This is a genomic window from Arthrobacter sp. 24S4-2, assembly GCF_005280255.1.
Classification (GTDB): domain Bacteria; phylum Actinomycetota; class Actinomycetes; order Actinomycetales; family Micrococcaceae; genus Arthrobacter.
Genome location: NZ_CP040018.1, coordinates 3,617,456 through 3,640,065, shown reverse-complemented (window position 1 = coordinate 3,640,065; position 22,610 = coordinate 3,617,456). Strand labels below are relative to the sequence as shown.

Annotated in this window: 20 protein-coding genes and 2 pseudogenes; 17 read left to right on the top strand and 5 right to left on the bottom strand. The window is 67.0% G+C overall.

Annotated elements, in window-relative coordinates; genetic code table 11:
• Positions 1–13: 13 nt before the first annotated feature.
• Positions 14–1,267: an AI-2E family transporter gene (locus tag FCN77_RS16920; protein ID WP_137323202.1), complete on the bottom strand. Its 1,254-nt coding sequence runs from the start codon at positions 1,265–1,267 to the stop codon at positions 14–16.
• A gap of 235 nt (positions 1,268–1,502) precedes the next feature.
• On the opposite strand from FCN77_RS16920, the pseudogene FCN77_RS16915 reads away from it, so the two are divergent.
• The 8 genes and pseudogenes from FCN77_RS16915 (at position 1,503) to FCN77_RS16880 (ending at position 11,144) form a co-directional block, all read left to right on the top strand.
• Positions 1,503–3,307, top strand: a pseudogene (locus tag FCN77_RS16915) (hypothetical protein).
• Positions 3,308–3,358: 51 nt separating this feature from the next.
• On the top strand, positions 3,359–4,372 hold the full coding sequence (locus tag FCN77_RS16910; RefSeq protein WP_137323201.1) for a tetratricopeptide repeat protein: 1,014 nt from the start codon (positions 3,359–3,361) through the stop codon (positions 4,370–4,372).
• On the top strand, positions 4,372–5,472 hold the full coding sequence (locus tag FCN77_RS16905) for an NADH:flavin oxidoreductase/NADH oxidase (RefSeq protein WP_137323200.1): 1,101 nt from the start codon (positions 4,372–4,374) through the stop codon (positions 5,470–5,472). The genes FCN77_RS16910 and FCN77_RS16905 overlap by 1 nt, the downstream gene beginning before the upstream one ends.
• 72 nt (positions 5,473–5,544) lie before the next feature.
• Positions 5,545–6,351: an ABC transporter ATP-binding protein gene (locus FCN77_RS16900; protein WP_137323199.1), complete on the top strand. Its 807-nt coding sequence runs from the start codon at positions 5,545–5,547 to the stop codon at positions 6,349–6,351.
• Positions 6,333–7,904, top strand: a complete 1,572-nt coding sequence (locus FCN77_RS16895) for a transporter (RefSeq protein WP_137323198.1) — start codon at positions 6,333–6,335, stop codon at positions 7,902–7,904. The genes FCN77_RS16900 and FCN77_RS16895 overlap by 19 nt, the downstream gene beginning before the upstream one ends.
• Before the next feature lie 63 nt (positions 7,905–7,967).
• Positions 7,968–8,750, top strand: coding sequence for a glucosamine-6-phosphate deaminase (gene nagB / locus FCN77_RS16890; protein WP_137323197.1), 783 nt, complete (start codon positions 7,968–7,970; stop codon positions 8,748–8,750).
• Positions 8,751–8,788: 38 nt separating this feature from the next.
• The gene (locus FCN77_RS16885) at positions 8,789–9,142 is read left to right on the top strand and encodes a DUF3039 domain-containing protein (RefSeq protein WP_137323196.1); all 354 of its coding nucleotides are present in this window, start codon (positions 8,789–8,791) and stop codon (positions 9,140–9,142) included.
• Between the two features lie 214 nt (positions 9,143–9,356).
• Complete coding sequence (locus FCN77_RS16880) at positions 9,357–11,144, top strand: DEAD/DEAH box helicase (RefSeq protein ID WP_137323195.1); 1,788 nt, start codon at positions 9,357–9,359, stop codon at positions 11,142–11,144.
• Positions 11,145–11,169: 25 nt separating this feature from the next.
• Here the strand turns inward: FCN77_RS16880 and FCN77_RS16875 are convergent, their stop codons facing one another.
• The gene (locus tag FCN77_RS16875; protein ID WP_137323194.1) at positions 11,170–11,820 is read right to left on the bottom strand and encodes an isochorismatase family protein; all 651 of its coding nucleotides are present in this window, start codon (positions 11,818–11,820) and stop codon (positions 11,170–11,172) included.
• 9 nt (positions 11,821–11,829) lie between these two features.
• A complete protein-coding gene (locus FCN77_RS16870; protein ID WP_254678600.1) occupies positions 11,830–13,158 on the bottom strand; it encodes a nicotinate phosphoribosyltransferase in 1,329 nt (442 codons plus the stop codon).
• A 37-nt stretch (positions 13,159–13,195) separates the two neighbouring features.
• On the opposite strand from FCN77_RS16870, the gene clpS reads away from it, so the two are divergent.
• The 6 genes and pseudogenes from clpS to rdgB all read left to right on the top strand — a co-directional run bounded on the left by clpS (position 13,196) and on the right by rdgB (position 17,563).
• A complete protein-coding gene (gene clpS / locus FCN77_RS16865) occupies positions 13,196–13,564 on the top strand; it encodes an ATP-dependent Clp protease adapter ClpS (RefSeq protein WP_137323193.1) in 369 nt (122 codons plus the stop codon).
• The gene (locus tag FCN77_RS16860; RefSeq protein ID WP_137323192.1) at positions 13,557–14,123 is read left to right on the top strand and encodes a DUF2017 domain-containing protein; all 567 of its coding nucleotides are present in this window, start codon (positions 13,557–13,559) and stop codon (positions 14,121–14,123) included. The genes clpS and FCN77_RS16860 overlap by 8 nt, the downstream gene beginning before the upstream one ends.
• A gap of 75 nt (positions 14,124–14,198) precedes the next feature.
• Positions 14,199–15,254: a glutamate racemase gene (murI, locus tag FCN77_RS16855; protein ID WP_137323191.1), complete on the top strand. Its 1,056-nt coding sequence runs from the start codon at positions 14,199–14,201 to the stop codon at positions 15,252–15,254.
• The gene (locus tag FCN77_RS16850) at positions 15,251–16,048 is read left to right on the top strand and encodes an MBL fold metallo-hydrolase (RefSeq protein ID WP_137323190.1); all 798 of its coding nucleotides are present in this window, start codon (positions 15,251–15,253) and stop codon (positions 16,046–16,048) included. Before murI ends, FCN77_RS16850 begins: the two co-directional genes overlap by 4 nt.
• An 83-nt stretch (positions 16,049–16,131) precedes the next feature.
• Positions 16,132–16,889: pseudogene (gene rph, locus FCN77_RS16845) on the top strand (ribonuclease PH).
• 26 nt (positions 16,890–16,915) lie between these two features.
• The gene (gene rdgB / locus FCN77_RS16840) at positions 16,916–17,563 is read left to right on the top strand and encodes an RdgB/HAM1 family non-canonical purine NTP pyrophosphatase (protein ID WP_175417447.1); all 648 of its coding nucleotides are present in this window, start codon (positions 16,916–16,918) and stop codon (positions 17,561–17,563) included.
• Between the two features lie 93 nt (positions 17,564–17,656).
• Here rdgB and FCN77_RS16835 read toward each other — a convergent pair whose 3' ends face one another.
• Complete coding sequence (locus FCN77_RS16835) at positions 17,657–18,427, bottom strand: VTT domain-containing protein (protein WP_137323188.1); 771 nt, start codon at positions 18,425–18,427, stop codon at positions 17,657–17,659.
• A gap of 138 nt (positions 18,428–18,565) precedes the next feature.
• On the opposite strand from FCN77_RS16835, the gene FCN77_RS16830 reads away from it, so the two are divergent.
• Both FCN77_RS16830 and FCN77_RS16825 read left to right on the top strand, forming a co-directional pair.
• On the top strand, positions 18,566–19,585 hold the full coding sequence (locus tag FCN77_RS16830) for an exonuclease domain-containing protein (RefSeq protein WP_137323187.1): 1,020 nt from the start codon (positions 18,566–18,568) through the stop codon (positions 19,583–19,585).
• A gap of 112 nt (positions 19,586–19,697) precedes the next feature.
• Positions 19,698–20,285 carry a DUF4395 domain-containing protein gene (locus tag FCN77_RS16825; RefSeq protein WP_137323186.1) on the top strand — a complete coding sequence of 196 codons (588 nt, stop codon included), beginning with the start codon at positions 19,698–19,700 and terminating at the stop codon, positions 20,283–20,285.
• On the opposite strand, the gene FCN77_RS16820 is transcribed toward FCN77_RS16825, so the two are convergent.
• Positions 20,272–21,390: an ADP-ribosylglycohydrolase family protein gene (locus tag FCN77_RS16820; protein WP_137323185.1), complete on the bottom strand. Its 1,119-nt coding sequence runs from the start codon at positions 21,388–21,390 to the stop codon at positions 20,272–20,274. The genes FCN77_RS16825 and FCN77_RS16820 overlap by 14 nt on opposite strands.
• A gap of 211 nt (positions 21,391–21,601) precedes the next feature.
• Here FCN77_RS16820 and FCN77_RS16815 point away from each other — a divergent pair, with 211 nt between their 5' ends.
• Positions 21,602–22,603, top strand: a complete 1,002-nt coding sequence (locus FCN77_RS16815) for an MIP/aquaporin family protein (RefSeq protein ID WP_137323184.1) — start codon at positions 21,602–21,604, stop codon at positions 22,601–22,603.
• Positions 22,604–22,610: the final 7 nt, after the last annotated feature.

Below are 22,610 nucleotides of genomic sequence, written 5' to 3'. Positions count from 1 at the left end.
GCAGGACACAGGGTCAGTGTTTGTCCTGGCGGGTGATGAAGATTTCCTTGACCAGCAGCATGACGGCCGCCGCGGTGGGTATGGCGATGAGTGCGCCCAGCACGCCCAGCAGGCTGCCGCCGGCTATGACGGAAATGACGGCCACCGCACCGGGCACCGCCACTGCTTTCTGCATGATGCGGGGCGAGATGAAGTACGCCTCGAACTGCAGGTAGGCAAAGTAGCAGATGGCATACACGAGGGCGGTCTGCCAGCCGGCAGTCAGGGCGATCAGCGTTACCACCACGCCGGCGATCATTCCGCCGACCAGCGGGATGAACGCCAGCAGCGCCACGACAAAGCCCAGCAGGACGGCAAAGGGAACGCCGACGATGGACATCACGATGAAGGCGAATGTCGCGTTAAGGAGGGCAACGCAGGCCTGGCCGATAACGTAGTTGCCCACCGAGCCGGTGATCTCTTCCGAAAGTGCTTCCACGCGCCGCCGGCGGGAACGCGGGGCCAGCCGGTAGCCCCACTTCTTCATGGACGGCAGTGCGGCGAGGAAATAGAGGCTGAGCACCAGGACTATGAGGGTTCCGAAGAGCCCGTTGGCCACCGTCGAACCGAATCCGACGACTCCTCCGAAGATGCCACCTATGGCATCAGGATTGTTAACGAACTTTTCCAGCTCCTGGCTGATGCGCTCCCGAACGCCAAACTGGTCATCGACGCTGCGGAAGAAGTCTGAATCAATGAAGTCCTGGATCCAGCGGGGCGCCTCCTGCACAACCTGGGTCACCTGCTGGACGATGGTGGGGATCAGCGTGGCGAAGAACCCGACAACGGCGGAGACAAGGACCGTGACCGCCACCAGGATGCCGATGGGCCGCGGCAGCTTGCGCCCTTCCAGCCAGCGCACCACCGGATCCAGGCCCAGTGCGATGAAGAGCGCGGTCACGATCCACAGCAGCAGCTGCGTGGTGTTGGACCCGATCCAGTAGACCAGCAGGGCAAGGCCGACGCCCACGGTTCCCATGAAACCCATATATAGGGGATGTTGGGCGGACATCCTCGGTCCCGGGTCTCCGAAACGGGCCCCGGCCGTGTCTTCGGCTTCGAGCTCGGCAGCCAGGTCGGGCGGCATCTCGAAGCGGAGCCGCGGCTGGGCTCCGGGAATCGGCTGGCGCAGCCTGCGCAGTACAGACGCGGCCAAGCCCCGCAGCAGCGGCCTCCGGATCGGCTGGATGCCCGCCGCTCCGCCGTTCTGGGCACCGGATCCAGCCATGTCTTCCTGTCCTGGGGCGGACGAATCCGTGTGTTCAGTCACTGCGTTTTAAGGCCCTTTACCGTTCATGGCGCCGCCGCTGCGGGCCGGTGTGATGATCATCGCAAACACTATCAGCAGGCTTGCCAGCGCCCGGGTTTACGGCTGCAGCGGCCGATTGCCCTAGGCTGGGAACAAAGCCCCGATCTGACTCATTGGTAACAAAACGGTTACTATTGAAAGTAAACCCCCGCTGATGATAGGTATCCTTTTGCGTTTCAAGACTGCAGTTGCACTAGTGCTGCTCGGCCTCCTGACACTGCTGGCCGGCGTAGGACAGAAGACCGTATGGGCCCCGGCCGAGACCGTAACGGTCTCGGCCCCCGCCGACGGCACCGCCGCCCCCTGACTGTCATCGACGAAAAGTTGCGGACCCTTCACGGGGGTACGGTGAAGATCAACGTCAAGGGCGAAGGCAGCTTCATGCTGGCAGCAGGCCGCCCCGACGACGTCGACGCCTGGGTCGGTAAGACAGCCCACAACACCGTGTCGGGCGTCTCGGAGGACAACACGTCCCTCCAGGTATCGCAAACTGACGGCGAAGCGGCAGCACCGTCGCCCGCCGGGTCCGATCTCTGGGTTTCCACGGAAAACGCCAGCGGCGAGCTGAACTACACCTGGAATGCTCCGGCCGACGGCGACTGGTCGCTGCTGCTTGCCTCGGACGGCACCAAGCCCGCGCCGTCGTCGATCTCGATGACATTCCCCAACGACACCTCCACTCCGTGGGGCGTTCCGCTGATGGTGCTCGGCGGACTCCTGATGCTGGCAGGCCTGGCCCTGCTCGTCCTCAAACCGAAGGGCGGCCAGCCCGCCGGCGTCGGCGGCGACGACACCGGCGAGTCGCTGGGCAGCAAGTTCGCCCGGCGTGCCCGTGCCCGCGTCCGTGCGAAGAATGCCGCCGGGGATTCCGCCGAAAACCCGGCGCCTGCCGTCAAGCAGGACGGCGCCCCGTCGGTTGCCGCAGGCCCGTCCCGTACCGCAGTTGCCCGCACCGGAGTTGCCATGGCTGCGCTGGCTGCCACGATCGTCGCAGGCACAGGTATGGCTGCCCAGGCGGCCACCCCCGCCCCGTCGCCGTCCTCGAGTGCGGCCGCCGGAGAAGACAAGGCCGCCGACTCGCCGGTTCTGCTTGATGCCCAGTTCCGCCGGATCCTGGAACAGGTGTCGAACACAGTTGATGCCGGCGATGCCGCCAAGGACGCCGCAAAGCTGAAGACCCGCGTGGACCGCACCGAACTTGAGGTCCGCACGCAGAACTACAAGATCCGCTCCCAGGTTGGCGCCTATGAGGCACGCATGCCGGTGCGCGCCACCAAGCTGCTGACCACAGTCGTGACCAGCAAGCGCGCGTGGCCCCGCTCGGTCATGGCCGTCACGCAGGGTGAGGGCAACGTTGTGCCCCAGTTGCTGACCCTCGTGCAGAAGTCTCCCCGCGAGAACTACAAGCTCGTCAAAACCACCCCGCTGCAGCCGGGGACCACCTTCCCGGCCATCGGCAGGACCGGCACGGAAACCCTTGCCGCCAACGACAAATCCGGGCTGCTCTACAGCGGCGAGGAAGCCCTTGCCGGCCTCGGTGACCGCCTGAGCAAGGCTGACTCGACGTTCAAGGACAAGCTCGTGGAGGGCCAGTCGTCGCCGTACATCGCCGACACTTTGGCGTACCAGGCCGACGTGGCCAAGGCCGGCGTCAACGGCAACTTCAGCTTCACCCACAAGGTGGCTCCCGAGGAGACTGTGGTGTTCCGCACCGCGGACGGCGGAGCCCTGGTCCTGGGCCGCCTGAACTTCGACTTCGACGGAACCCCCAAGGCCGAAGGCGACAAGCTGGCCATCGGCGACGACGCAGCAGTGCTGGCGGGCGGCAAGGAAACAAGCTCCGGGATGGTGCTCAACTTTGCCGAGTCCATGGCCGTCTACATCCCGCCCGCCGGTTCCAAGGATCCGATGAAGCTCGTGGCCGCCACCCGCGGTCTCGTTGGAGCCAGCTTCAAGTAGCCCCAACCCCGGGTATGACCAGCAGCGGCCGGAGTGGCTAGAGTGGAAGCTATGAGTTCGCCAGCCTCCCGTCCAGTCCCTCCAGCCGCTGCCAGCCAGCTCAACCTGCGTGGCGCCGTGGATCTTTCCAGCCTGAAGCAGCGCCCCGCGCCACCGGCGGGTGGGCAGTCACCCGCCGGCGCTCAGCCGCCTTCCGGCCCGTCAGCCGCCGCCCCCGGCGCAGCGCCGGACACCGGCGGACAGCCGCTGCGCGTCGAGGTCAACGAGGCCAACTTCCAGCAGCTTGTGGAACTTTCGGCCCAGGTTCCCGTGGTGTTCGGCCTGTGGGCAAGCTATTCGCCCGCCTCCGGGGAGCTGCTCACCGTTCTCGAGGACATCATCACCAGCTACGGCGGACGCCTGGTTCTTGGTGCTGCCGATATAGACGCTTTCCCGCAGCTGGCGCAGGCCTTCCAGGTCCAGGCCGTTCCCACCGCCGTGGCAGTGGTGAAGGGGCAGCCCGTACCGCTGTTCCAGGGCGGCGCTGACGAACAGCAGGTGCGCAGCCTGCTGGACGAGCTCCTTAAGGTCGCCGCCGCCAACGGCGTCACCGGCAGCCTTGGCGCAGCCGGAACCGCCGCCGCCGAACCGGAACCTGCCCCGCTGCCACCCTTGCACCAGGCCGCGTTCGATGCCATCGAGGCCGGCGACTACGCCGCGGCCGCTGCATCCTACCGCCAGGCGCTGCTGGAGATGCCCGCGGATGCCGAGGCAAAGGCCGGGCTTGCCCAGGTGGAGCTGATGGGGCGGCTGGAGTCCCTGACCGGTCCTGACGGCGACGCGCTGCGCCAGCTCGCAGCCGACCAGCCCGACAATCTCGACGCCCAGCTGGGCGTGGCCGACCTGGACATCGCGGGCGGCCACATTGAGGACGCTCTGGGAAGGATCGTCAGTTTCATCGGCCGCAACTTCGGCCCGGAACGGGAGACTGCCCGGGTCAGGCTCCTGGACCTCTTCGAAGTGGTCGGTCCGTCCGACGAACGCGTGGCCAAGGCGCGGCAGGGGCTCGCCCGGGTGCTGTTCTGATGGCTTCGGCCCTCTTTTCCCCGCTGGAGCTGCGCTCACTGACACTGCGCCACCGTGGATGGGTCTCGCCCATGTGCCAGTACAGCTGCGATCCGGAGACCGGCGAGGGCGTTCCGCATGACTGGCACCTGATGCACCTGGGGTCCTTTGCCGCCGGCGGCGCTGCGCTGATCCTCACGGAGGCAGCCGCGGTAAATGCCGCAGGCCGCATCAGTCCGCGCGATGCCGGCATCTACAACGACGAGCAGGCGGCCGGCTGGGAACGGATCACGGCCTTTGTACACCGTCACGGTGCCGCGGACGCCAAGGTCGGCACCCAGCTGGCGCACGCGGGCCGCAAGGCCTCCACTTACTGGCCCTTCTCGGGGAAGCGCGGCTCAGTGCCGGCGTCCGACGGCGGCTGGGAGACTGTGGGGCCCGGCACCAAGGCGTTCGACGGCTATGCAGCCCCCGGCGCCATGACAGCGGCAGACATTGACGGCGTCATTGCCGACTTCGCCGCCGCAGCCGTCCGGGCCGTCGACGCCGGCTTCGACACGATCGAAATCCACGGCGCCCACGGCTACCTGCTGCACCAGTTCCAGAGCCCGCTCATCAACGACCGGACGGACGCCTGGGGCGGGGACGAGTCCGGCCGGAACCGGCTGACCCTGGCCGTGGTGGACGCGGTGCGGAACGTCATCCCCGATTCGATGCCGCTGCTGCTGCGGATCAGCGCTTCGGACTGGGCCGAGGGCGGGATCGACGCCGCCGCGTCAGTCCGGCTGGCCAGCGCCGCTGCGGAACACGGAGTGGACCTGGTGGACGTTTCCAGCGGGGGCGCCGTGGCGCACCAGCAGATTCCCGCCGGCCCCGGCTACCAGACAGGCTTCGCGGCCCGGATCCGGCGCGAGGCAGGCGTCCGCACCGGCACCGTAGGACTCCTGACCTCTCCCGGACAGGCCGAACACGCCGTCGCCACGGGCCAGGCCGACGGCGTCTTCATCGCCCGCGCCGCCCTCCGTGACCCGCACTGGTGGCTTCGCGCGGCCTTCGAGCTGGGCCACGAACTCCCGTGGGCGCCGCAGTATGAACGGGCCATCCCGCGCCACTCGTTCTAGGAAGTAACTCCCGCCAGGAAGTAACCCTTTCGGACGATCCTCCCGTCGCATCCGGGAGACTACGCTGGCACCATGACTGAACCGCAACCCGAGCTGCGTCCGTCCGCCGGACAGCAGCCGCACCCCGTTCCGGCCCTGGCCATCCGCGGCCTCGCCAAACGCTTCGGCGGCAAGATCGCCGTTGACGGCATCAGCCTTGATGTTCCGGCGGGGTCCTTCTACGGGATTGTGGGTCCCAACGGTGCCGGCAAGACCACCACGCTGTCCATGGCCACCGGACTCCTCCGGCCGGACTTCGGCACGGCCCTGGTGCACGGAGTGGACGTCTGGGCCAGGCCGCTGGAAGCGAAGAAACTCATGGGAATCCTGACCGACGGCGTCCGGCTGTTCGACCGGCTCACAGGCGAACAGCTGGTGAGCTACGCGGGACTGCTGCGGGGCATGGACAAGGACGTGGTGTCTGTCAGGGTCGCGGAGCTCCTGGCCGCCCTTGACCTCAGCGCCGACGCCGGAACCCTGGTGGTGGATTATTCGGCGGGCATGACCAAGAAGATCGCCCTGGCATCGGCCCTCATCCATGCGCCAAGGCTTCTCGTGCTGGACGAGCCTTTTGAGTCGGTGGACCCCGTGTCGGCCGCAAACATCCGGGACATCCTGGACCGCTACGTTGAATCCGGCGGAACGGTGATCGTCTCCAGCCACGTGATGGACCTCGTGCAGCGGATGTGCGACCACGTGGCTGTGGTGGCCGCCGGCCGCGTGCTGGCCGCCGGCACGGTGGATGAAGTCCGGGACGGCGCGTCCCTGGAAGACCGCTTTGTGCAGCTCGTGGGCGGACGAAGCCAGACGGAGGGGCTGGAATGGTTGCGCACCTTCTAAGGCTCAAGCTGACGCTCCTGCGCAACAGCCTACGGCGCAGCCCGTGGCAGCTCTTCGGCCTGGTTATCGGCGGCCTGTACGCCGTCGGAATTGCCGGGTTCTTCGGCGTCGCGCTGCTCTTGCTCCGGACGGCGGAACCGGAGCTGGCCCAGACAGTGGTGGTGCTGGGCGGGTCCGTTGCCTTCCTTGGCTGGGGCATCGTTCCCGTCATTGCGTCCTCAGCCGACATGACCCTGGACCCTGCACGCTTCACCACCGCTGCCGTGCCCATGCCGCAGCTGCTGGCCGGGCTGGCCCTCGGCGGGCTGATCGGGATCCCGGGGATTGCGACAACCCTCGTTGGGCTGGCCACCGTGGGCACGTGGAGCCGGGGAGTGACGGGCGTGGCCGCCGCGCTGGTCGGAGCCGTCCTTGGTGTGCTGACGTGCATCGTCCTGTCCAAGGCGGTCACGGCGGCAACTGCCGGCCTGGCATCGTCCCGGCGGTTCAAGGACGTCAGTGCCTTGGCCTTTATGGTTCCGCTAATGCTCATGGGGCCGATCGTGGCGTTCGTCGCCCAGGGGGCCGCCGGTTCGGCCGCCTTCATGCCGGGGCTGGCCCGGATCCTGGCGTGGACCCCTGCCGGAGCCGCGTGGTCCTTAGGCGGCGACGCGGCGGGCGGCCATTTCCTGCCCATGCTTCTGAAGCTGCTGATCGCACTGGCAACGCTGGCGGGACTGGCTTGGTGCTGGAAGGTGCTCCTGCAAAGGGCCCTGGTCACGCCGCCCTACTCTGCGGGCGGGAAGAAACGGGCGGGCCGGATGGGCCTCTTCGGTGTACTGCCTGCTACGCCCACCGGCGCCATCACGGCGCGGGCGCTGACATACTGGATGCGCGATCCCCGTTATTCGGGATCCCTTGTGGTGATTCCGCTGCTGCCCGTCCTCATGCTGTTCCAGGCCAGCCAGACCGGCAACTACGGCGTGCTGGCGATCATCGGCCCGCTGGCCGCCTTCCTGCTGGCATGGTCCATTTCCGCGGATGTTTCGTACGACAACACCGCCTTCGCCCTTCATTTGTCGAGCGGCGTCCGCGGCGTCGATGACAGGCTGGGGCGTGCCCTGGCCTGCCTGGCCTTTGCCCTTCCAATCGTGCTGGTGTTCAGCATCGGACCGTTCTTCGCCACCGGCGAATGGGAATGGCTGCCGGCGCTGCTTGGGCTGTCGCTGGGAATCCTGTTCACCGGACTCGGCCTGGCGTCCGTCATTTCCGCACGCTATACGGTGGCAGTTCCGTTGCCGGGGGACAGCCCGTTCAAGAAACCGCCGGGCAACGTTGCGCAGACCATGGCGGTCCAGTTTGGCGGGATGGGAGTCCTGCTGCTGCTCGTGCTGCCGGAAGCGGTGCTGATCATCATCCAGTCCGTGACGCACAGCCCGGTGGCCGGCTGGATCAACCTGGCGGTGGGTCCGATCCTGGGCCTTGTCCTCTTCGCTGCGGGGGTACGCCTTGGCGGAAAATGGCTCGATGCCCGGGGCCCGGAACTGCTGGCACAGCTGGCAGTCAACCGATGACCCGCTAAGCGGGATGATTCGACGGCATGATTAGAAGTACCGGACGCGGAAAGGCGGTTGGCCATGGAAGTCGTGATCCTTCCCGGGAGCAAGCAGATCGGGGCACTGGCGGCGGATGCCATTGAGGAGCTGTTGCGCCGAAAGCCCGCCGCCGTGCTGGGACTGGCCACCGGTTCCTCACCGCTGCCGGTGTACGACGAACTGGCACGCCGGCATGAGCAGGCCGGCCTCGACCTCAGCCGGGCGCAGGGCTTTGCCCTGGACGAGTATGTGGGCCTGGAGCCGGGGCATCCGCAGTCCTACCGCGAGGTCATCCGGCGGGAGTTCACGGACCGCGTGAACATCGCTCCGGGGAACGTGCACAGCCCCGACGGGTCGGCGGCGGATATTCCGGCAGCCTGCCAGGCGTACGAGGACGCCATTAAGGCGGCCGGCGGCGTGGACCTCCAACTGCTGGGCGTGGGTACCGACGGCCACATCGCGTTCAACGAGCCCGGCTCTTCACTGGCGTCCAGGACCCGGATCAAGAGCCTGATCGAACAGACACGCCGGGACAACGCCCGGTTCTTCAACGGCATCCATGACGTTCCCCACCATGTGGTCACGCAGGGGCTCGGCACCATCATGGACGCTCGGCACGTGATCCTGATTGCCACCGGCGCCCAGAAGGCCCAGGCCGTGCGGGACCTCGTGGAAGGGCCCGTGGCGGCCATCTGCGCCGCGTCCGTCCTGCAGATGCACCCGCACGCCACCATCCTGGTCGATGAGGCCGCGGCGTCCTCGCTGAGGCTTGCGGACTACTACCGCCACACCTACGACAACAAACCCGGGTGGCAGGGGCTGTAGCCCGGAGGTTCAGATTTTTGTCCGCCGCAAAGGCTAAGATGGATGCCATGACTAGCATGACGGATCCCCTCGAAAACGACCCGATGCGTGAGCTTTCCGGAGCAGGAACGTCCACTGCCACAATCGAGCGCGAGGAACTGCGCCAGGAAGTGGAGCCCGGCGACCGCGAGCGGTTCTCCCACTACGTGCGCAAAGAGAAGATCATGGAATCGGCCATGACCGGCGCGCCTGTCATCGCCTTGTGCGGCAAGGTGTGGACCCCCGGCCGCGATCCGCAGAAGTTCCCCGTCTGCCCGGAGTGCAAAGAGGTCTACGAAGGCCTGCGCCCGGGAAATGGCGGCGGCAAGGGAAATGACGGCGGCAAGGGCAGCGACGGCGGCTCCGGCAAGTAGCGCCGTACGCCCGTCACCCCACTGCCTGGGGTGACCGGCCGGCCCGGCCAGGTCCGGGCAATACAACCATGGGGCGCTGATCTCTGCTGCGCGCGTCCCATGCCACGATGTTTTTCCTTACCGGACCAGTGCGGCTCATCCGGAACAGATTGGTGTTTATGTTTATGTGTCTTTCGCTCACGGCTGCCGCAATGCGGGGAATTGAGGGCTCTGCGTGACGGAGACACTCTTTGGCGGGCCAACGCTGCCGCCGGCTTACCCCGAACGTGCAGCGTGGGGCACCGCCCCGAAGCTCCGTGCCTGGCAGCAGGAGGCGCTGGACAGCTACTTCTCAACCGGGCCCCGGGACTTCTTGGCGGTGGCAACGCCCGGAGCAGGCAAGACCACGTTCGCCCTGCGTGTGGCGTCCATGCTGATCGAGGCCGGCACCGTGAACCGGGTCACCATCGTGGCGCCCACCGACCACCTGAAACGCCAGTGGGCTGATGCGGCCGCGAAGGTGGGGATTGCCATCGACCCCAACTTCAAGAACTCGGACGGGCAGCACGGCCGCGGCTTCGTCGGCGTCGCGGTGACCTACGCCCAGGTGGCCAGCAAGCCCATGCTGCACCGCGCGAAGACCGAGGCGGCCCGCACGCTGGTGATCCTCGACGAGATCCACCACGGCGGCGAGGCCCTGTCCTGGGGTGACGGTCTTCGCGAGGCCTTTGACCCGGCAGCCCGCCGGCTTTCGCTGACGGGTACGCCCTTCCGCTCCGACACTTCACCGATTCCGTTCGTTGAATACGCCGAGGACCGGGATGGCATCCGGCGTTCCAAGGCGGACTACACCTACGGCTACGGGAATGCGCTCCGCGACCACGTGGTCCGTCCCGTGATGTTCATGGCGTACTCCGGGCAGATGCGCTGGCGCACCAGCGGCGGAGAGGAGATGGCGGCTTCCCTTGGCGAGTCGGCCGTCACCAAGGACATCATTTCGCAGGCCTGGCGCACGGCACTTAATCCGGCCGGCGAATGGATCCCGGCCGTGCTGGCCGGGGCGGACAAGCGCCTTAGCGAAGTCCGCCGGACCGTCCCCGACGCCGGCGGCCTGGTGATCGCCACCGACCACGATGACGCCCGCGCCTACGCCGGCCAACTGAAGAAGATCACCGGCGAATCGCCCACCGTGATTCTTTCCGACGATGCCAAGGCCTCCAGCAAGATCGAGGAATTCACGGCCAGCGAAAAGCGCTGGATGGTCGCCGTCCGCATGGTGTCCGAAGGCGTGGACGTGCCCCGGCTTTCCGTGGGCGTCTATGCAACCTCCACATCCACTCCGCTCTTCTTCGCCCAGGCCGTGGGCCGTTTCGTGCGCGCCCGGAAACGGGGAGAGACGGCCTCCGTGTTCCTGCCGTCCGTTCCGCAGCTGACCGCGCTGGCGAACTCGATGGAGGCCGAACGGGACCATGCCCTGGACCGCCCGGAGAAAGAGGACGGGGACGGCCTGTTCAATCCGGAGGACTCGCTGATGGACGAGGCCAACCGGGAGGACAAGGCGTCGGACAGTCTCACCAAGGGCAAGTTCGAGGCGCTGGACTCACAGGCATCGTTCGACCGGGTGCTGTTCGACGGCGGCGAGTTCGGCACCGGTGGCGACATCGGGTCGGATGACGAGCTGGACTTCCTGGGCATTCCGGGACTCCTGGATGCCGAGCAGGTGGGCACGCTGCTGCGCCAGCGCCAGCACGAACAGCAGAGCCGGAAGAAGCTCAGATCGGGTGAAGCCGCTGCCTCGCAGGCGGTCCTGTCCGCTATCCCGGACCACCGGATGCTGACGGACCTGCGCAACGAGCTGGCCAAGAACGTTGCGGCTTGGTCAGCCCGGACAGGGACTCCGCACGGCGTGGTGCACACCAAGCTCCGGACCGTGTGCGGCGGCCCTCCCGTGGCGCAGGCCAACGAGGAGCAGCTGCAGGCGCGACTGCGGAAACTTCAGGACTGGTTCATCGGACGCAAGTAGGGCCTGCCCGTCAAAGCAACGCCGCTCAGGCGAGGTCCACGCCGCCGAGTTCCATTTCGGCGTAGGCGTCGTCAAGGTCGGCCGCGATCCCGGCCGTGAGGCCGCGGACCACCGTCACGGAGTAGCCGGCCTGCACCGCATCCAGGGATGTTGCCATCACGCAGTAATCGGTGGCGATTCCCACGATCACCACATCTTCGACGTCGTGGCTCTGGAGCCAGTCGTCCAGGCCGATGGCGTCCTCATCGGCGAATGTACTGGCGGTGAACGCCGCCGCGTCATCGGGCAGCGGCATGGCGCCGGGCTTGCGGTCGCCCGTCGGCACGGCGTCCTCCGGGGCCAGGATACCCTCAAACCCGGAATACGCGGCTGTGAACTGGCCCTTCTGGAAATAGGCCTGGATGTATTCGGTGTCGAGGTCCGGGTGCAGCTCGGCACCGCGGGTGCCTGCGACGCAATGCGGCGGCCAGGTGTCAATGAAGTCCGGGTTGTCCGCGAAGTGTCCTCCGGGTTCGATATGCCAGTCCTGGGTGGCCACAATGTAGTCGAACTGGCTGTGGTGCGCGTCCACGTATTCGCTAATGGCGCCGGCGACTTCAGCCCCGCCCTTGACAGCCAGGGAGCCGCCCTCGCAGAAATCGTTCTGGACATCAACAATGATCAGGGCGCGGGACATCAGTTCTCCTCAGTTTTCTTCGTAGAGAGTAGGGATAGCCGGTTCGCCGCGTTGCAGGCGGTTGACCACTGCAGGCAGTTCCGCCATGGAATCAATGTGCCGCTGCCGGGCACGGAACACGCCTTCCGTTCCTGTCCATCCCGGAAGCAGCTCGCCGTTCTTGATGAACTGCTGCAGCAGCTGGCGGTCGTTGCCGTCATCTTCGGGCCGGTGCCCCACACCCACGAGCTCCTGGGTGGCGACACCACGTTCGTTGAGCCTGCGAAGGGCGTATTTCCGGCCGCCCTTGCTCGTTTTGTTTTTTGCGACCTTTGCCACCGACACGAACTCCCCGGAATCGTCCGTCCGGCTGACGAGTTTGTACACCATGCTCGCCGTCGGGGCGCCGGAACCGGTCACCAGCGAGGTGCCCACACCGTAGGAATCGACCGGGGCAGACTGGAGGGCCGCAATGGCGAATTCGTCGAGGTCGGACGTGACCACAATCTTCGTGTTCTCGTTGCCGAGCTCGTCCAGCAGCTGCCTAACCCACTGCGCCTGGGCCACGAGGTCGCCCGAGTCCAGCCGGACCGCCCCAAGTGAGGGGCCCGCAAGGTCCACGGCCGTGCGGACGGCCGCTTCGACGTCGTACGTGTCCACCAGCAGAGAGGTTCCGGTGCCCAGCGAGGCGATCTGCGCCTCAAAGGCTTCCCGCTCGGTGTCGTGGAGCAATGTGAAGGAATGGGCGGCGGTGCCCACCGTCTTGATGCCGTAGCGGCGGCCCGCTTCGAGGTTGGAGGTGCTGGCGAAGCCGGCGATGACGGCGGCACGCGCGGCCGCGGCAGCGGATTCCTCCTGGGTCCGCCGCGAGCCCATCTCGATGCAGGGCCGGTTGCCGGCGGCGGTGATCATCCGGGAAGCCGCCGAGGCAATGGCGCTGTCGTGGTTAAGCACCGAGAGGACGTACGTCTCCAGGATGCAGGCCTCGGCGAACGTGGATTCCACGATCAGGATAGGGGAGTTGGGGAAATACGCTTCGCCCTCGGCGTAGCCCCAGATGTCGCCGGTGAACCGGAATCCGGCCAGGTAGTCCAGGGTTTCGGCGTTGACCACTCCCGTTTTGCGGAGGAAATCCAGTTCGGGGCCCCCGAACCGGAAATCGGCAATCCCCTCGAGGAGCCTGCCCGTACCGGCCACGATCCCGTAGCGCCGGCCGTCCGGGAGCCGGCGGGCGAACGCTTCGAACACCGACTTCCGGTGCGCCGCGCCGGAGTGCAGCGCCGCCTGGAGCATGGTCAGTTCGTAGTGATCGGTGTACAAGGACGTGCCGGGATGGTCCCAGCCAGCAGAGGTACTCACGAATTCACTCTAGTGCGCATCGCCCTAGAATGGACAGATGACCCTAAGCGTTGCGCTCGGCCCTGACACCCAGGAGGGCACCCAGACCGGAACAGTGACGTCCACCGACGTCCTGACCGCCCCTGACATCCCCTGGAACCTGGTGATCTGGAACGATCCCGTCAACCTGATGAGCTATGTGAGTTACGTCTTCCAGAGCTACTTCGGCTACTCCGAGCCCAAAGCCAACAAGCTCATGATGGAGGTCCACAAGAAGGGACGCTCCATCGTGGCGCACGGCAGCAAGGAGCAGGTGGAGCAGCACGCCGTTGCCATGCACGGCTTCGGCCTGTGGGCGACGGTGGAGAAGGCCACCGGGGGCGGAAAAGACGGCGGATCCGGCAAGGGCAAGGGCAAACGTGGCTAAGGCATTCAAATACGGACTCAAAGGCATCACCGGCTACCTTGAACCGGCGGAACGGGAGCTGCTGCGCAGCCTGATTGACGACGTCATCTCGATGCTCCAGCCGGACGAAACCGCCAGCGAGGACCCGCTGACGGCGCTGATCGGGCTGGACATGAATGTCCGGGAACCGTCGGACCGGGCGCTGCTCCGGCTGCTGCCCAACGTCACGAAGGGCGACGACGCCGCGGCACTGGAATTCCGCCAGCTCACTGAGCGCTCGCTCCGGGAGAACAAGATCGGCGCCTTGCGCGCGGCGGCGCTGGGGCTTGACACGAACGAACTGGTGCTCTCGCCGGCCGAAGCGCGGCACTGGTCCCAGGCGCTCAACGACGTCCGGCTTGTCCTCGCCGAACGGCTGGACATCAGGGACGACGCCGACGCCGAACACGTCCACACCATGCAGGACTGGTCCCAGGCCGAGGACGTGGAAAGCTACCTCGCGCTGGTGTACAACTTCACCACGTGGCTGCAGGAGTCACTGGTGCAGGCCATGCTCCAGTCCATGGAATCGCGCGCCTGACCCGAGCGGTGGGCCGTGCAGACTGGACGGCACGCAAGTGTGACCCATCCAACATGAGTCGGACGACACAATGTGATGGCCGCACCTACAGGGAAGCCCTATCCTCGAATAATCATGACAACAGCCTCGAGCATGGATCCGGCAGCGGGAGCTGCGGCGGATTCCCCAGCGATCAGCACGGACAACAGCCCCATGGGCTCGCGGCCTATCGGCATCTTCGACTCCGGAGTCGGAGGGCTGACCGTGGCGCGGTCCATCATCGACCAGCTGCCCAACGAGTCGATCCTCTACGTGGGCGATACCGCCAACGGCCCGTACGGACCGCTGCCCATCGCGGAGGTCCGGGCCAACGCCCTGGGTGTGATGGATGAGCTGGTCGATTCCGGCGTCAAGCTGCTGACCATCGCGTGCAACTCCGCTTCCGCCGCCGTATTGCGGGACGCCCGTGAACGGTACACGGCGCGCTACGGGATTCCCGTCATCGAAGTGATCCAGCCGGCCGTGCGCCGGGCCGTGGCCGCCACCCGGAGCGGCCGGGTCGGAGTCATCGGGACTTCCGCCACAGTGGGCTCCCGCGCCTACGAGGACACGTTCGCGGCCGCCCCTGACCTGCACATCACGTCCGTGGCCTGCCCGGCATTCGTCAGCTATGTGGAGGCCGGGATCACCACCGGGCCCGAACTGCTGGCCGTTGCGCGGGAGTATTTGGAGCCGCTGCGGGCCGCCGGCGTGGACACGGTGGTGCTCGGGTGCACCCACTACCCGCTGCTCACCGGCGTCATTTCCTACGTCATGGGCGAGGACGTCACGCTGGTCTCGAGCGCCGAGGAAACCGCCAAGGACGTCTACCGGGCGCTGGTCTCGCACGATTTGCAGCGGACACTCGAGGCGCCACCGCAGCACCACTTCATCGCCACCGGCGAAGCGGGACAGTTTGAAATCCTGGCAAGGCGCTTCCTCGGGCCGGAGGTGCTCAGCGTACGGCACGTGGACCATGTGGCCGCACAGTACCCCACGGGCAGCCTGGCAAAGATAACGCCGGAAATGATCGCGGCCGCCCAGGCCGGCGCCGTCCGGCCACGGCTTTCCAACTTCGTCAGCGGATCCGCAGCCGGAGGTTCCCGCCTGTGAAGCTGACCATTGTTGGCTGCACCGGGTCCTTTCCGGGACCCGGCTCCCCGGCGTCGTGCTACCTGCTGACCGCCCACGACGGCGAGCGGACCTGGAAGATCGTAATGGACCTCGGCAGCGGGGCGCTCGGTGCAATCCAGCGTTACACGGACCTGGAGGACATCGACGCGATCTTCCTCACGCACCTGCACCCGGACCACTGCATGGACCTCTGCGGACTCCATGTGGCGGTGCGGTGGAAGCCGGGCGGCTGGGGGCGTGACCGGATTCCGGTCTGGGGTCCCGCCGCCACGGCGGACCGGATGGCCACGGCATACGGGCTGGAGCTTGACCCCGGCATGCACGAGGAATTCGACTTCACCAACTGGACTGAACGGCAGTCCGTCACCGTGGGTCCCTACACCGTGACGCCGTTCGCAGTGAACCACCCGGTGGAGGAGGCCTACGCCCTGCGCGTCGAGGTCACCGAACCATCGGCCGACGGCGTTCCGGTCACCCGGGTGCTCACCTATTCGGGGGACACGGACTCCTGCGCCGGGCTGGAAGAGGCCGCGAAGGATGCCGACCTGTTCCTGTGCGAGGCGGCCTTCGAGGAAGGCCGCGACGACGACATCAAGGACGTGCACCTGACCGGCAAACGCGCCGGGGAAGCGGCCGCGGCGGCCGGGGCCCGCCGGCTGCTTCTCACCCACATCCCGGTGTGGACGTCGCAGACCAAAGTCATGGCCGAGGCCAAGCCGGTGTTCAACGGCGACGTCGCCGTTGCCGTGGCCGGCGTCCACTACACGGTCTGAAGCTTCCGCCGGTGCCGTCCATCGTGCCGGCTGTGCATCCTGCCGGTGTCCGGCCGGCCCGCGCGGGTCGATAAGCTAAAGGCATGACTTCTGAAGCAATTGCCACCCCCGTCATTCGTGCCGACGGCCGTACCCCTGATCAGCTCCGCCCGATCAGCATCACCCGCGGCTGGTCCAAGCAGGCCGAAGGCTCGGCCCTGATCGAGTTCGGCAACACCCGGGTGCTGTGCACGGCTTCCCTGACCGAAGGCGTGCCGCGCTGGCTCAAGGGGAGGGCCGCGGCTGGGTCACCGCCGAATACGCCATGCTGCCCCGCGCCACCAACACCCGCTCGGACCGCGAGTCCGTCAAGGGCAAGATCGGCGGCCGCACCCACGAGATCTCCCGGCTGATTGGCCGCTCGCTCCGTTCCATCATCGACACCAAGGCCCTGGGCGAGAACACCATCGTGCTGGACTGTGATGTCCTGCAGGCCGACGGCGGCACCCGCACCGCCGCCATCACCGGCGCCTACGTGGCGCTCGCGGAAGCCATCCGCTTCGCCCGCGAAAACAAGATCATTGCCAGGAACGCGCAGCCCCTGATCGACACGATCGCTGCTGTGTCCGTTGGCATCATCGACGGCATCCCCATGCTGGACCTGCCGTATGTCGAGGACGTCCGGGCCGAGACCGACATGAACGTCGTGGTCACAGGGTCCGGCAAGTTCGTCGAGGTGCAGGGCACGGCCGAAGGCGCCCCCTTCGACCGCGACGAGCTCAACCAGCTGCTGGACCTCGCCCTCCTGGGCACCGAGCAGCTCGCGGCCATCCAGCGGGAGACCCTGGCGGAGGCCCCGTGACGGAGAGCGTCCCCGCACCGGCCCCCATGCTGGTCCTGGCCACGCACAACCAGGGAAAGCTCAGGGAGCTGCGGGAGCTGCTGCGCGGACAGGTGCCCGGGCTCGACGTCGACAGCCAGGTGGTGGACGCCGGCGCCGTTGGCGCGCCGGACGTCGCCGAGACAGGCGTGACGTTTGCCGAGAATTCCCTGCTGAAGGCCCGCGCGGTGGCCGAAGCCACCGGGCTGGTGGCCATTGCCGATGATTCCGGACTGTCCGTCGATGTGCTGGGCGGCGCCCCGGGAATTTTCTCGGCCCGGTGGAGCGGCCGGCACGGTGATGACGCTGCCAACCTGCAGCTCCTCCTGGACCAGCTGTCCGATATTCCGGATGGATATCGAGGGGCCGCCTTCGTCTGCGCAGCGGCGCTCGCCGTACCGGGCGCGGCAGCGGATGGCGGGAGCCGCGAAGTAGTGGAATACGGCCAGCTGGAAGGCACGCTGCTGCGTGAACCGCGCGGTGTCGGCGGCTTTGGCTACGACCCGGTCCTTCAGCCGAGCGGCCTTGACCGCAGCTGCGCCGAGCTGACCTCCGAGGAGAAAAACGCCATCAGCCACCGGGGCCAGGCCTTCAGGGCGCTGTTGCCGGCAATCGTCGAGGCGCTCGCGGAGAACCACCCGCGGCACCTGGCCTAGCTCGAAGCCAGCTGCACGAATAAGACTGAAGGCGCCCCACAATGTGGGGCGCCTTCAGTCTTATCCGTGTTGCGTTGCTTGCCGTAGCCGGTGCTACAGGTTGGTCTTGCGCTCTTCCTCCGGTTCGTGCTCCTCGATGAACTCGTCCACGGCGTCCGTGCCGAAGTGTGCGGCCTGGCGTTTGGCGGACAGGCTGCGGAGGACTTCAATGCCGACGGGGATCACGGACAGCAGCACGATGACGATAAAGATAATGTCCAGATTGTCGCGGACCCACGGCACCCGGTCGCCCAGCAGGTAGCCAAGGAGCGTGACGCCGCCGCCCCACAGCACGGCACCGATGACGTTGAACAGGAAGAACTTCCGCTTGCTCATCTGCGCCACGCCCACGATGACCGGAACGAAGGTGCGGATGATGGGAACGAATCGGGCGAGGATCAGCGCCTTGCCGCCGTGCTTCTCGAAGAACGCGTGGGCGCTTTCCACGTTCTCGCGCTTGAACAGCTTGGAGTCCGGCTTATTGAAGAGGGCGGGCCCGGCCTTGGAGCCGATGAGGTAGCCGGTCTGGTTGCCGATGATGGCCGCCACGATGATCAGGGCGGCAAACAGCCAGATGTTGAATTTGATCGTGTCCGTGGCTACGAGCAGCCCGGCCGTGAACAGCATGGAATCGCCGGGGAGGAAGAACCCGATCAGCAGCCCTGTCTCCGCGAAGATAATGCCGCAAACCAGCAGCACCACCCAAGGGGCAAGTGCAGGGTCGGCGAGGAAAATCTGGGGGTTGAGCCAGTCGGGGAGGAACGAGGCCAGGTGCGGCTGCACCGGTCCCGCACCCCCGAGGGCGGACACGGCAAAGTCACTCATCGCATGTAGGTTCACCCTTCAAGGTTACTGGACCGCCGGCGTCGGGCTTTCCCTGCCGGGAGGCGGAGTGATCACCGACACCCGCGACAGGCGGGTCGCGGTGCCGGGGTTCCGCGCGGCCGGCGGTAAAGTCGAGCCGTGGGTTTGGACTTTACGGCGATCGACTTCGAGACAGCCAATGGCTTCCGCGGTTCGCCGTGCGCTGTGGGCCTGAGCAAGGTCCGCGGCGGCGTGGTGGTGGAGGAAGCCTCGTGGCTGATGCGGCCGCCCGAAAAGCATGACCGCTTCGACTACCACAACGTGCGGATCCACGGCATCAGGCCCGAAGATGTGGCAGGCCTGCCGCGTTTCGGTGAGCTCTTCCCGGAGATCGGCGCCTTCATCGGAGGAGATGTCCTGGCCGCGCACAACGCGGCCTTCGATCTTGGCGTGATCAGGTCCGGGCTGGAAGTGTCCGGACTGGCCGGACCGGCCTACGACTACGCCTGCACGGTAATGCTGTCCCGCCGGTGCTACTCACTCGTCTCCAACTCGCTGCCCTACGCGGCCGAGGAAGCCGGCGTGCCGCTGGTCAACCATCACGACGCCGCCGAGGACGCCAGGGCGTGCGCCGGCATCCTGATCGACATTGCGCGGCGGAACAGCGCCGGCAGCATCGCCGAACTCTACCTGTCGCTCGGCCTGGCACTTCCGCACCAGCCGGCGTTCGACCCCAACCGTGACGGACTTTCCAAGGCGACGCTGACCGCGCTGGGCGCGGCCGGAGGCAACGGGGCTGCTCCGGCCGCCCGGCCGTTCAAGTCCGGATGGCCCGAGGAAGGGGCCAACCCTGCACCGAATAACGACGCCGAACCGGCTCATCCGCTGTTCGGCCAAACCGTAGTCTTCACGGGGGAGCTCGCAATGCCCCGGCCCGAGGCCAAGGTGCTGTCCGCGGAATTCGGTGCGCAGCCTGAAAGCCGGGTGACCGGCCGGACCACGGTGCTGGTGGTCGGTGATGGCTTTGTCGCTTCGGACCTCCGCTCCGGCCGCCTGACGGGCAAGGCGCGGCGCGTGCTGGAACTACACGAACGGGGCCAGCGCATCGAAGTCCTGTCAGAAGGCGAGTTCCTGCAGATGGTGGGCGGCCAGGTGCCTGCCGCTGCAGCACTGCTCTAAACTCCTGACCCTGTTCCCGCTCCCGTTCCCGGCGACCTGCCGGGCCCAGGGCCCACGGTCACACGGCGCAACAATCCTTCCGGTCCGGCAACGGCACTCCTAGCCTTGCACCATGGGCAAACTCCAGGTCGACGACACAGCCGGGTCCTCTGGCTACACCACTACTTCCTCAGCGGCCGGCAGCGCCCCAAGCGTGGCTGGCCGCCGGCCGGGCGCCTATTGGCGGGCGGTGTTTGCGTTCCCGAACCCGGTCAACGAGTACGCCGCCCGGATCACGGCCGGGCTGGTGGTGGTGCTGGCGGGCGTGACGCTGTTGACCGGCTGGGGATGGGGCCTGGCCGTGATTGCAGCCGGTTTCTGGCTCCGTGTTCTGTTCGGGCCCAGGATTTCGCCGCTCGCGCTGCTCTCCGTCAAACTCCTGGCGCCGCGACTGGGCCGGGCCAAGCTGGTTCCCGGGCCGCCGAAGCGCTTCGCCCAAGGCATCGGCGCCGCTGTCTCCACCGCCGCAGCGGTGCTGCTCGCTGCAGGCCTGGCGCCCGGCGCCTGGGCCCTGCTGGCAGTGCTGATTCTTGCCGCTTCGCTGGAAGCATTCGCAGGGTTCTGCCTGGGCTGCGTGATTTTCGGCTTTCTGCAGCGCCGCGGACTCATCCCGGAGGACGTCTGCGAAGCCTGCAACGACATTTCCCTCAGGAACCTGTAACCGAGACGAGCTGGCGTGCCATGCCCCGGATGACTTCCGGGGCTTCCAAGGACTCCAGCCACGCTGCCGGCAGGCAGTCCTCCCCGTAGAAGGCACCCAGGATGTTCCCGGCGATGGAACCCGTGGAGTCGCTGTCGCCGCTGTGGTTCACCGCCAGGACAATGGCGTCGCGGAAGTGTCGCTGCGGGCTGACCGCGGCAGTTTCCGGGTCGGCGCCGGCCGGCACCGTGGCCAGTACCGCGTAAAGCGCGACGGCGAGGGCTTCCTCGGCCACCCAGCCCTCGCCCAGTTCGCGCACCAGGTCTTCCGGGCTCAGCAGGGCCGTTTTGCCCGCCGCCTGCCCCGAAGATTCCGCGAGCTGGAGGGCACGTTCCAGCCGGCTGATGAGCGCCGGCTCCGGGTCGGACTGTTCACGTCCGCGGTTGAGGGCGTATTCGGCAGCCTCCCGGAGACCCTGGCCGCCCGCGAGGGCATGGATGAGGAGGCTGAAGGCCCCCGCGCTCTGCCGTGCCGACCGGTGTCCATGGGTCAGTGACGCCGCGTCTGAGCTCAGCTTGTAAACCGCCTCGGCAGGAACATGCGGAATGAGGCCGAACGGCGCCGAGCGCATCACTGTGCCGCATCCCTTGGAATCAGGATTAACCGGGCGGTACACGGTGCCCATTTCACCGGTGGCCAGTCCGCTGAGGCAGGCGTTGCCCGGTGCGCGCCGGTGCTTCAGGGCTTCCTGCCCGTCAATCCAGCGCGGTTGCGGTGCAGGAGCGGACGGCGGAACCGGAACGCCCTGTGTCGCCAGCCAGCGCAGGTAGGCGAGCCATACACACGCGTTGGCGTCGGCGGCCGTCCCGTCATTGGCCCACTCCAGCGCCTCTACAAGGCCGTCCACCGTGTACAGCGTCATCTGGGTGTCGTCCGAGAAGTGGCTGCCGCCGTCGAGCGCTGAGAAATCCTGGAGCCCCTCGGGGCCAAACCGGCTCCTGATGCCAGCAATGTCATCGAACTCCACGGCGTAGCCGAGGGAATCGCCGAGGGCCCCTCCCAGAAGGCAGCCATGAATCCGGGACTCGGGGGTCGGCGCAGGCGGGCGGAACTCTTCAGAACTCATGACTGTAAATTTACCCCGGGCGGAGGACTGTACCTCGCGGCGGGAGGATTGTCCCGCTCGCAGCCGCCGGGTCCGGCCGCTAAGCTCGGATCCAGCAAGTGTCCAGACTCAGTTGGCAGAATACGTTGGACAGTACATTGCCGGGCGCACCGTTGCCCGCACCGCACACCGGGGTCACCGGCTGTGCACCGAAACAAAGGATTCCCAGAACATGACTTCCCCTGTGCCTGCACGCCCGACCGAAAGTCCCGATTTGCACGGCGCCCCGGGGGCCGCGTTCAAACCCGGGCTGGTGGCACGATTGTCGGCTGAGGCATTCGGAACCCTGTTCCTGGTCATCGCGGGGCTGGGCGTCCCGCTGTTTACCATCCCTCAGTCCAACCCGTTGTCCGCTTCGCTTGCCGCCGGGCTTGCGGTCACCGCCGCGATGCTCGCTTTCGCCTACATTTCCGGCGGACACTTCAACCCGGCCGTGACCCTGGGCAGCGCCATCGCCGGCCGGATCAGGCTGCCGGAGGCCGCTGCGTACCTCGGTGCCCAGCTCGTCGGAGCTGTTGCCGGGACACTTGCCCTGTTCGGGATCCTGCGCACCGTACCCAAGATCGAGGACACCCGCGCCGCCTTCGACACCGTGACTGCCGGATTTGGCGAGCATTCCATCATCCAGGCCCCCATGGCCGGTGTGCTGCTCGTCGAGGTCCTGGGTGCGGCCCTGCTGGTGGCCGTCTTCCTGGGCACCACCTCGGCACGCAACACCAACAAGGCGGCCGCACCATTCGCCGTTGGCCTCACCCTCGCCGTCCTGCTGCAGCTTGGCCAGGCCGTGGGCAACACGCCCTTCAACCCGGCCCGCGCCACCGCGTCCGCCATCTTCAGCAGCACCTGGTCCCTGGAGCAGCTGTGGCTCTTCTGGGTAGCCCCGCTGGTGGGTGCCGCCATCGCCGGCCTCGTCTTCCGCGGGTTCGCCGACCTGCCGGCAGCAGCACCGGCCCGCACTGATAACGCCGTCCAGGGCTCCGAGCTGGACTCCGAGGACGACGACGATTTTGATGACGAGGACTTGGATGAGGGCCCGGACGGGGACCTGGAAAAGGCAGTGCCGGCTGCGGCCGGACGCGGAGACGCCCCCAAGCGGGCCGCCGGCAGCGAAGCTCCCGGCGGCCACAACGGCAAGGATGACGCGCGCGACTTCTTTGACGGCAAACGCGGTTAACAGAGTG

Bases quoted from the DNA above. Each gene is read 5' to 3' on its own strand.
- FCN77_RS16910 (WP_137323201.1), top strand. From the start codon at position 3,359: ATGAGTTCGCCAGCCTCCCGTCCAGTCCCTCCAGCCGCTGCCAGCCAG.
- FCN77_RS16815 (WP_137323184.1), top strand. From the start codon at position 21,602: ATGACTTCCCCTGTGCCTGCACGCCCGACCGAAAGTCCCGATTTGCAC.
- FCN77_RS16900 (WP_137323199.1), top strand. From the start codon at position 5,545: ATGACTGAACCGCAACCCGAGCTGCGTCCGTCCGCCGGACAGCAGCCG.
- FCN77_RS16920 (WP_137323202.1), bottom strand. From the start codon at position 1,267: ATGGCTGGATCCGGTGCCCAGAACGGCGGAGCGGCGGGCATCCAGCCG.
- FCN77_RS16885 (WP_137323196.1), top strand. From the start codon at position 8,789: ATGGATGCCATGACTAGCATGACGGATCCCCTCGAAAACGACCCGATG.
- murI (WP_137323191.1), top strand. From the start codon at position 14,199: ATGGCCGCACCTACAGGGAAGCCCTATCCTCGAATAATCATGACAACA.
- FCN77_RS16875 (WP_137323194.1), bottom strand. From the start codon at position 11,820: ATGTCCCGCGCCCTGATCATTGTTGATGTCCAGAACGATTTCTGCGAG.
- rdgB (WP_175417447.1), top strand. From the start codon at position 16,916: ATGCTGGTCCTGGCCACGCACAACCAGGGAAAGCTCAGGGAGCTGCGG.
- clpS (WP_137323193.1), top strand. From the start codon at position 13,196: ATGACCCTAAGCGTTGCGCTCGGCCCTGACACCCAGGAGGGCACCCAG.
- FCN77_RS16825 (WP_137323186.1), top strand. From the start codon at position 19,698: ATGGGCAAACTCCAGGTCGACGACACAGCCGGGTCCTCTGGCTACACC.
- FCN77_RS16905 (WP_137323200.1), top strand. From the start codon at position 4,372: ATGGCTTCGGCCCTCTTTTCCCCGCTGGAGCTGCGCTCACTGACACTG.
- nagB (WP_137323197.1), top strand. From the start codon at position 7,968: ATGGAAGTCGTGATCCTTCCCGGGAGCAAGCAGATCGGGGCACTGGCG.
- FCN77_RS16895 (WP_137323198.1), top strand. From the start codon at position 6,333: ATGGTTGCGCACCTTCTAAGGCTCAAGCTGACGCTCCTGCGCAACAGC.
- FCN77_RS16820 (WP_137323185.1), bottom strand. From the start codon at position 21,390: ATGAGTTCTGAAGAGTTCCGCCCGCCTGCGCCGACCCCCGAGTCCCGG.
- FCN77_RS16835 (WP_137323188.1), bottom strand. From the start codon at position 18,427: ATGAGTGACTTTGCCGTGTCCGCCCTCGGGGGTGCGGGACCGGTGCAG.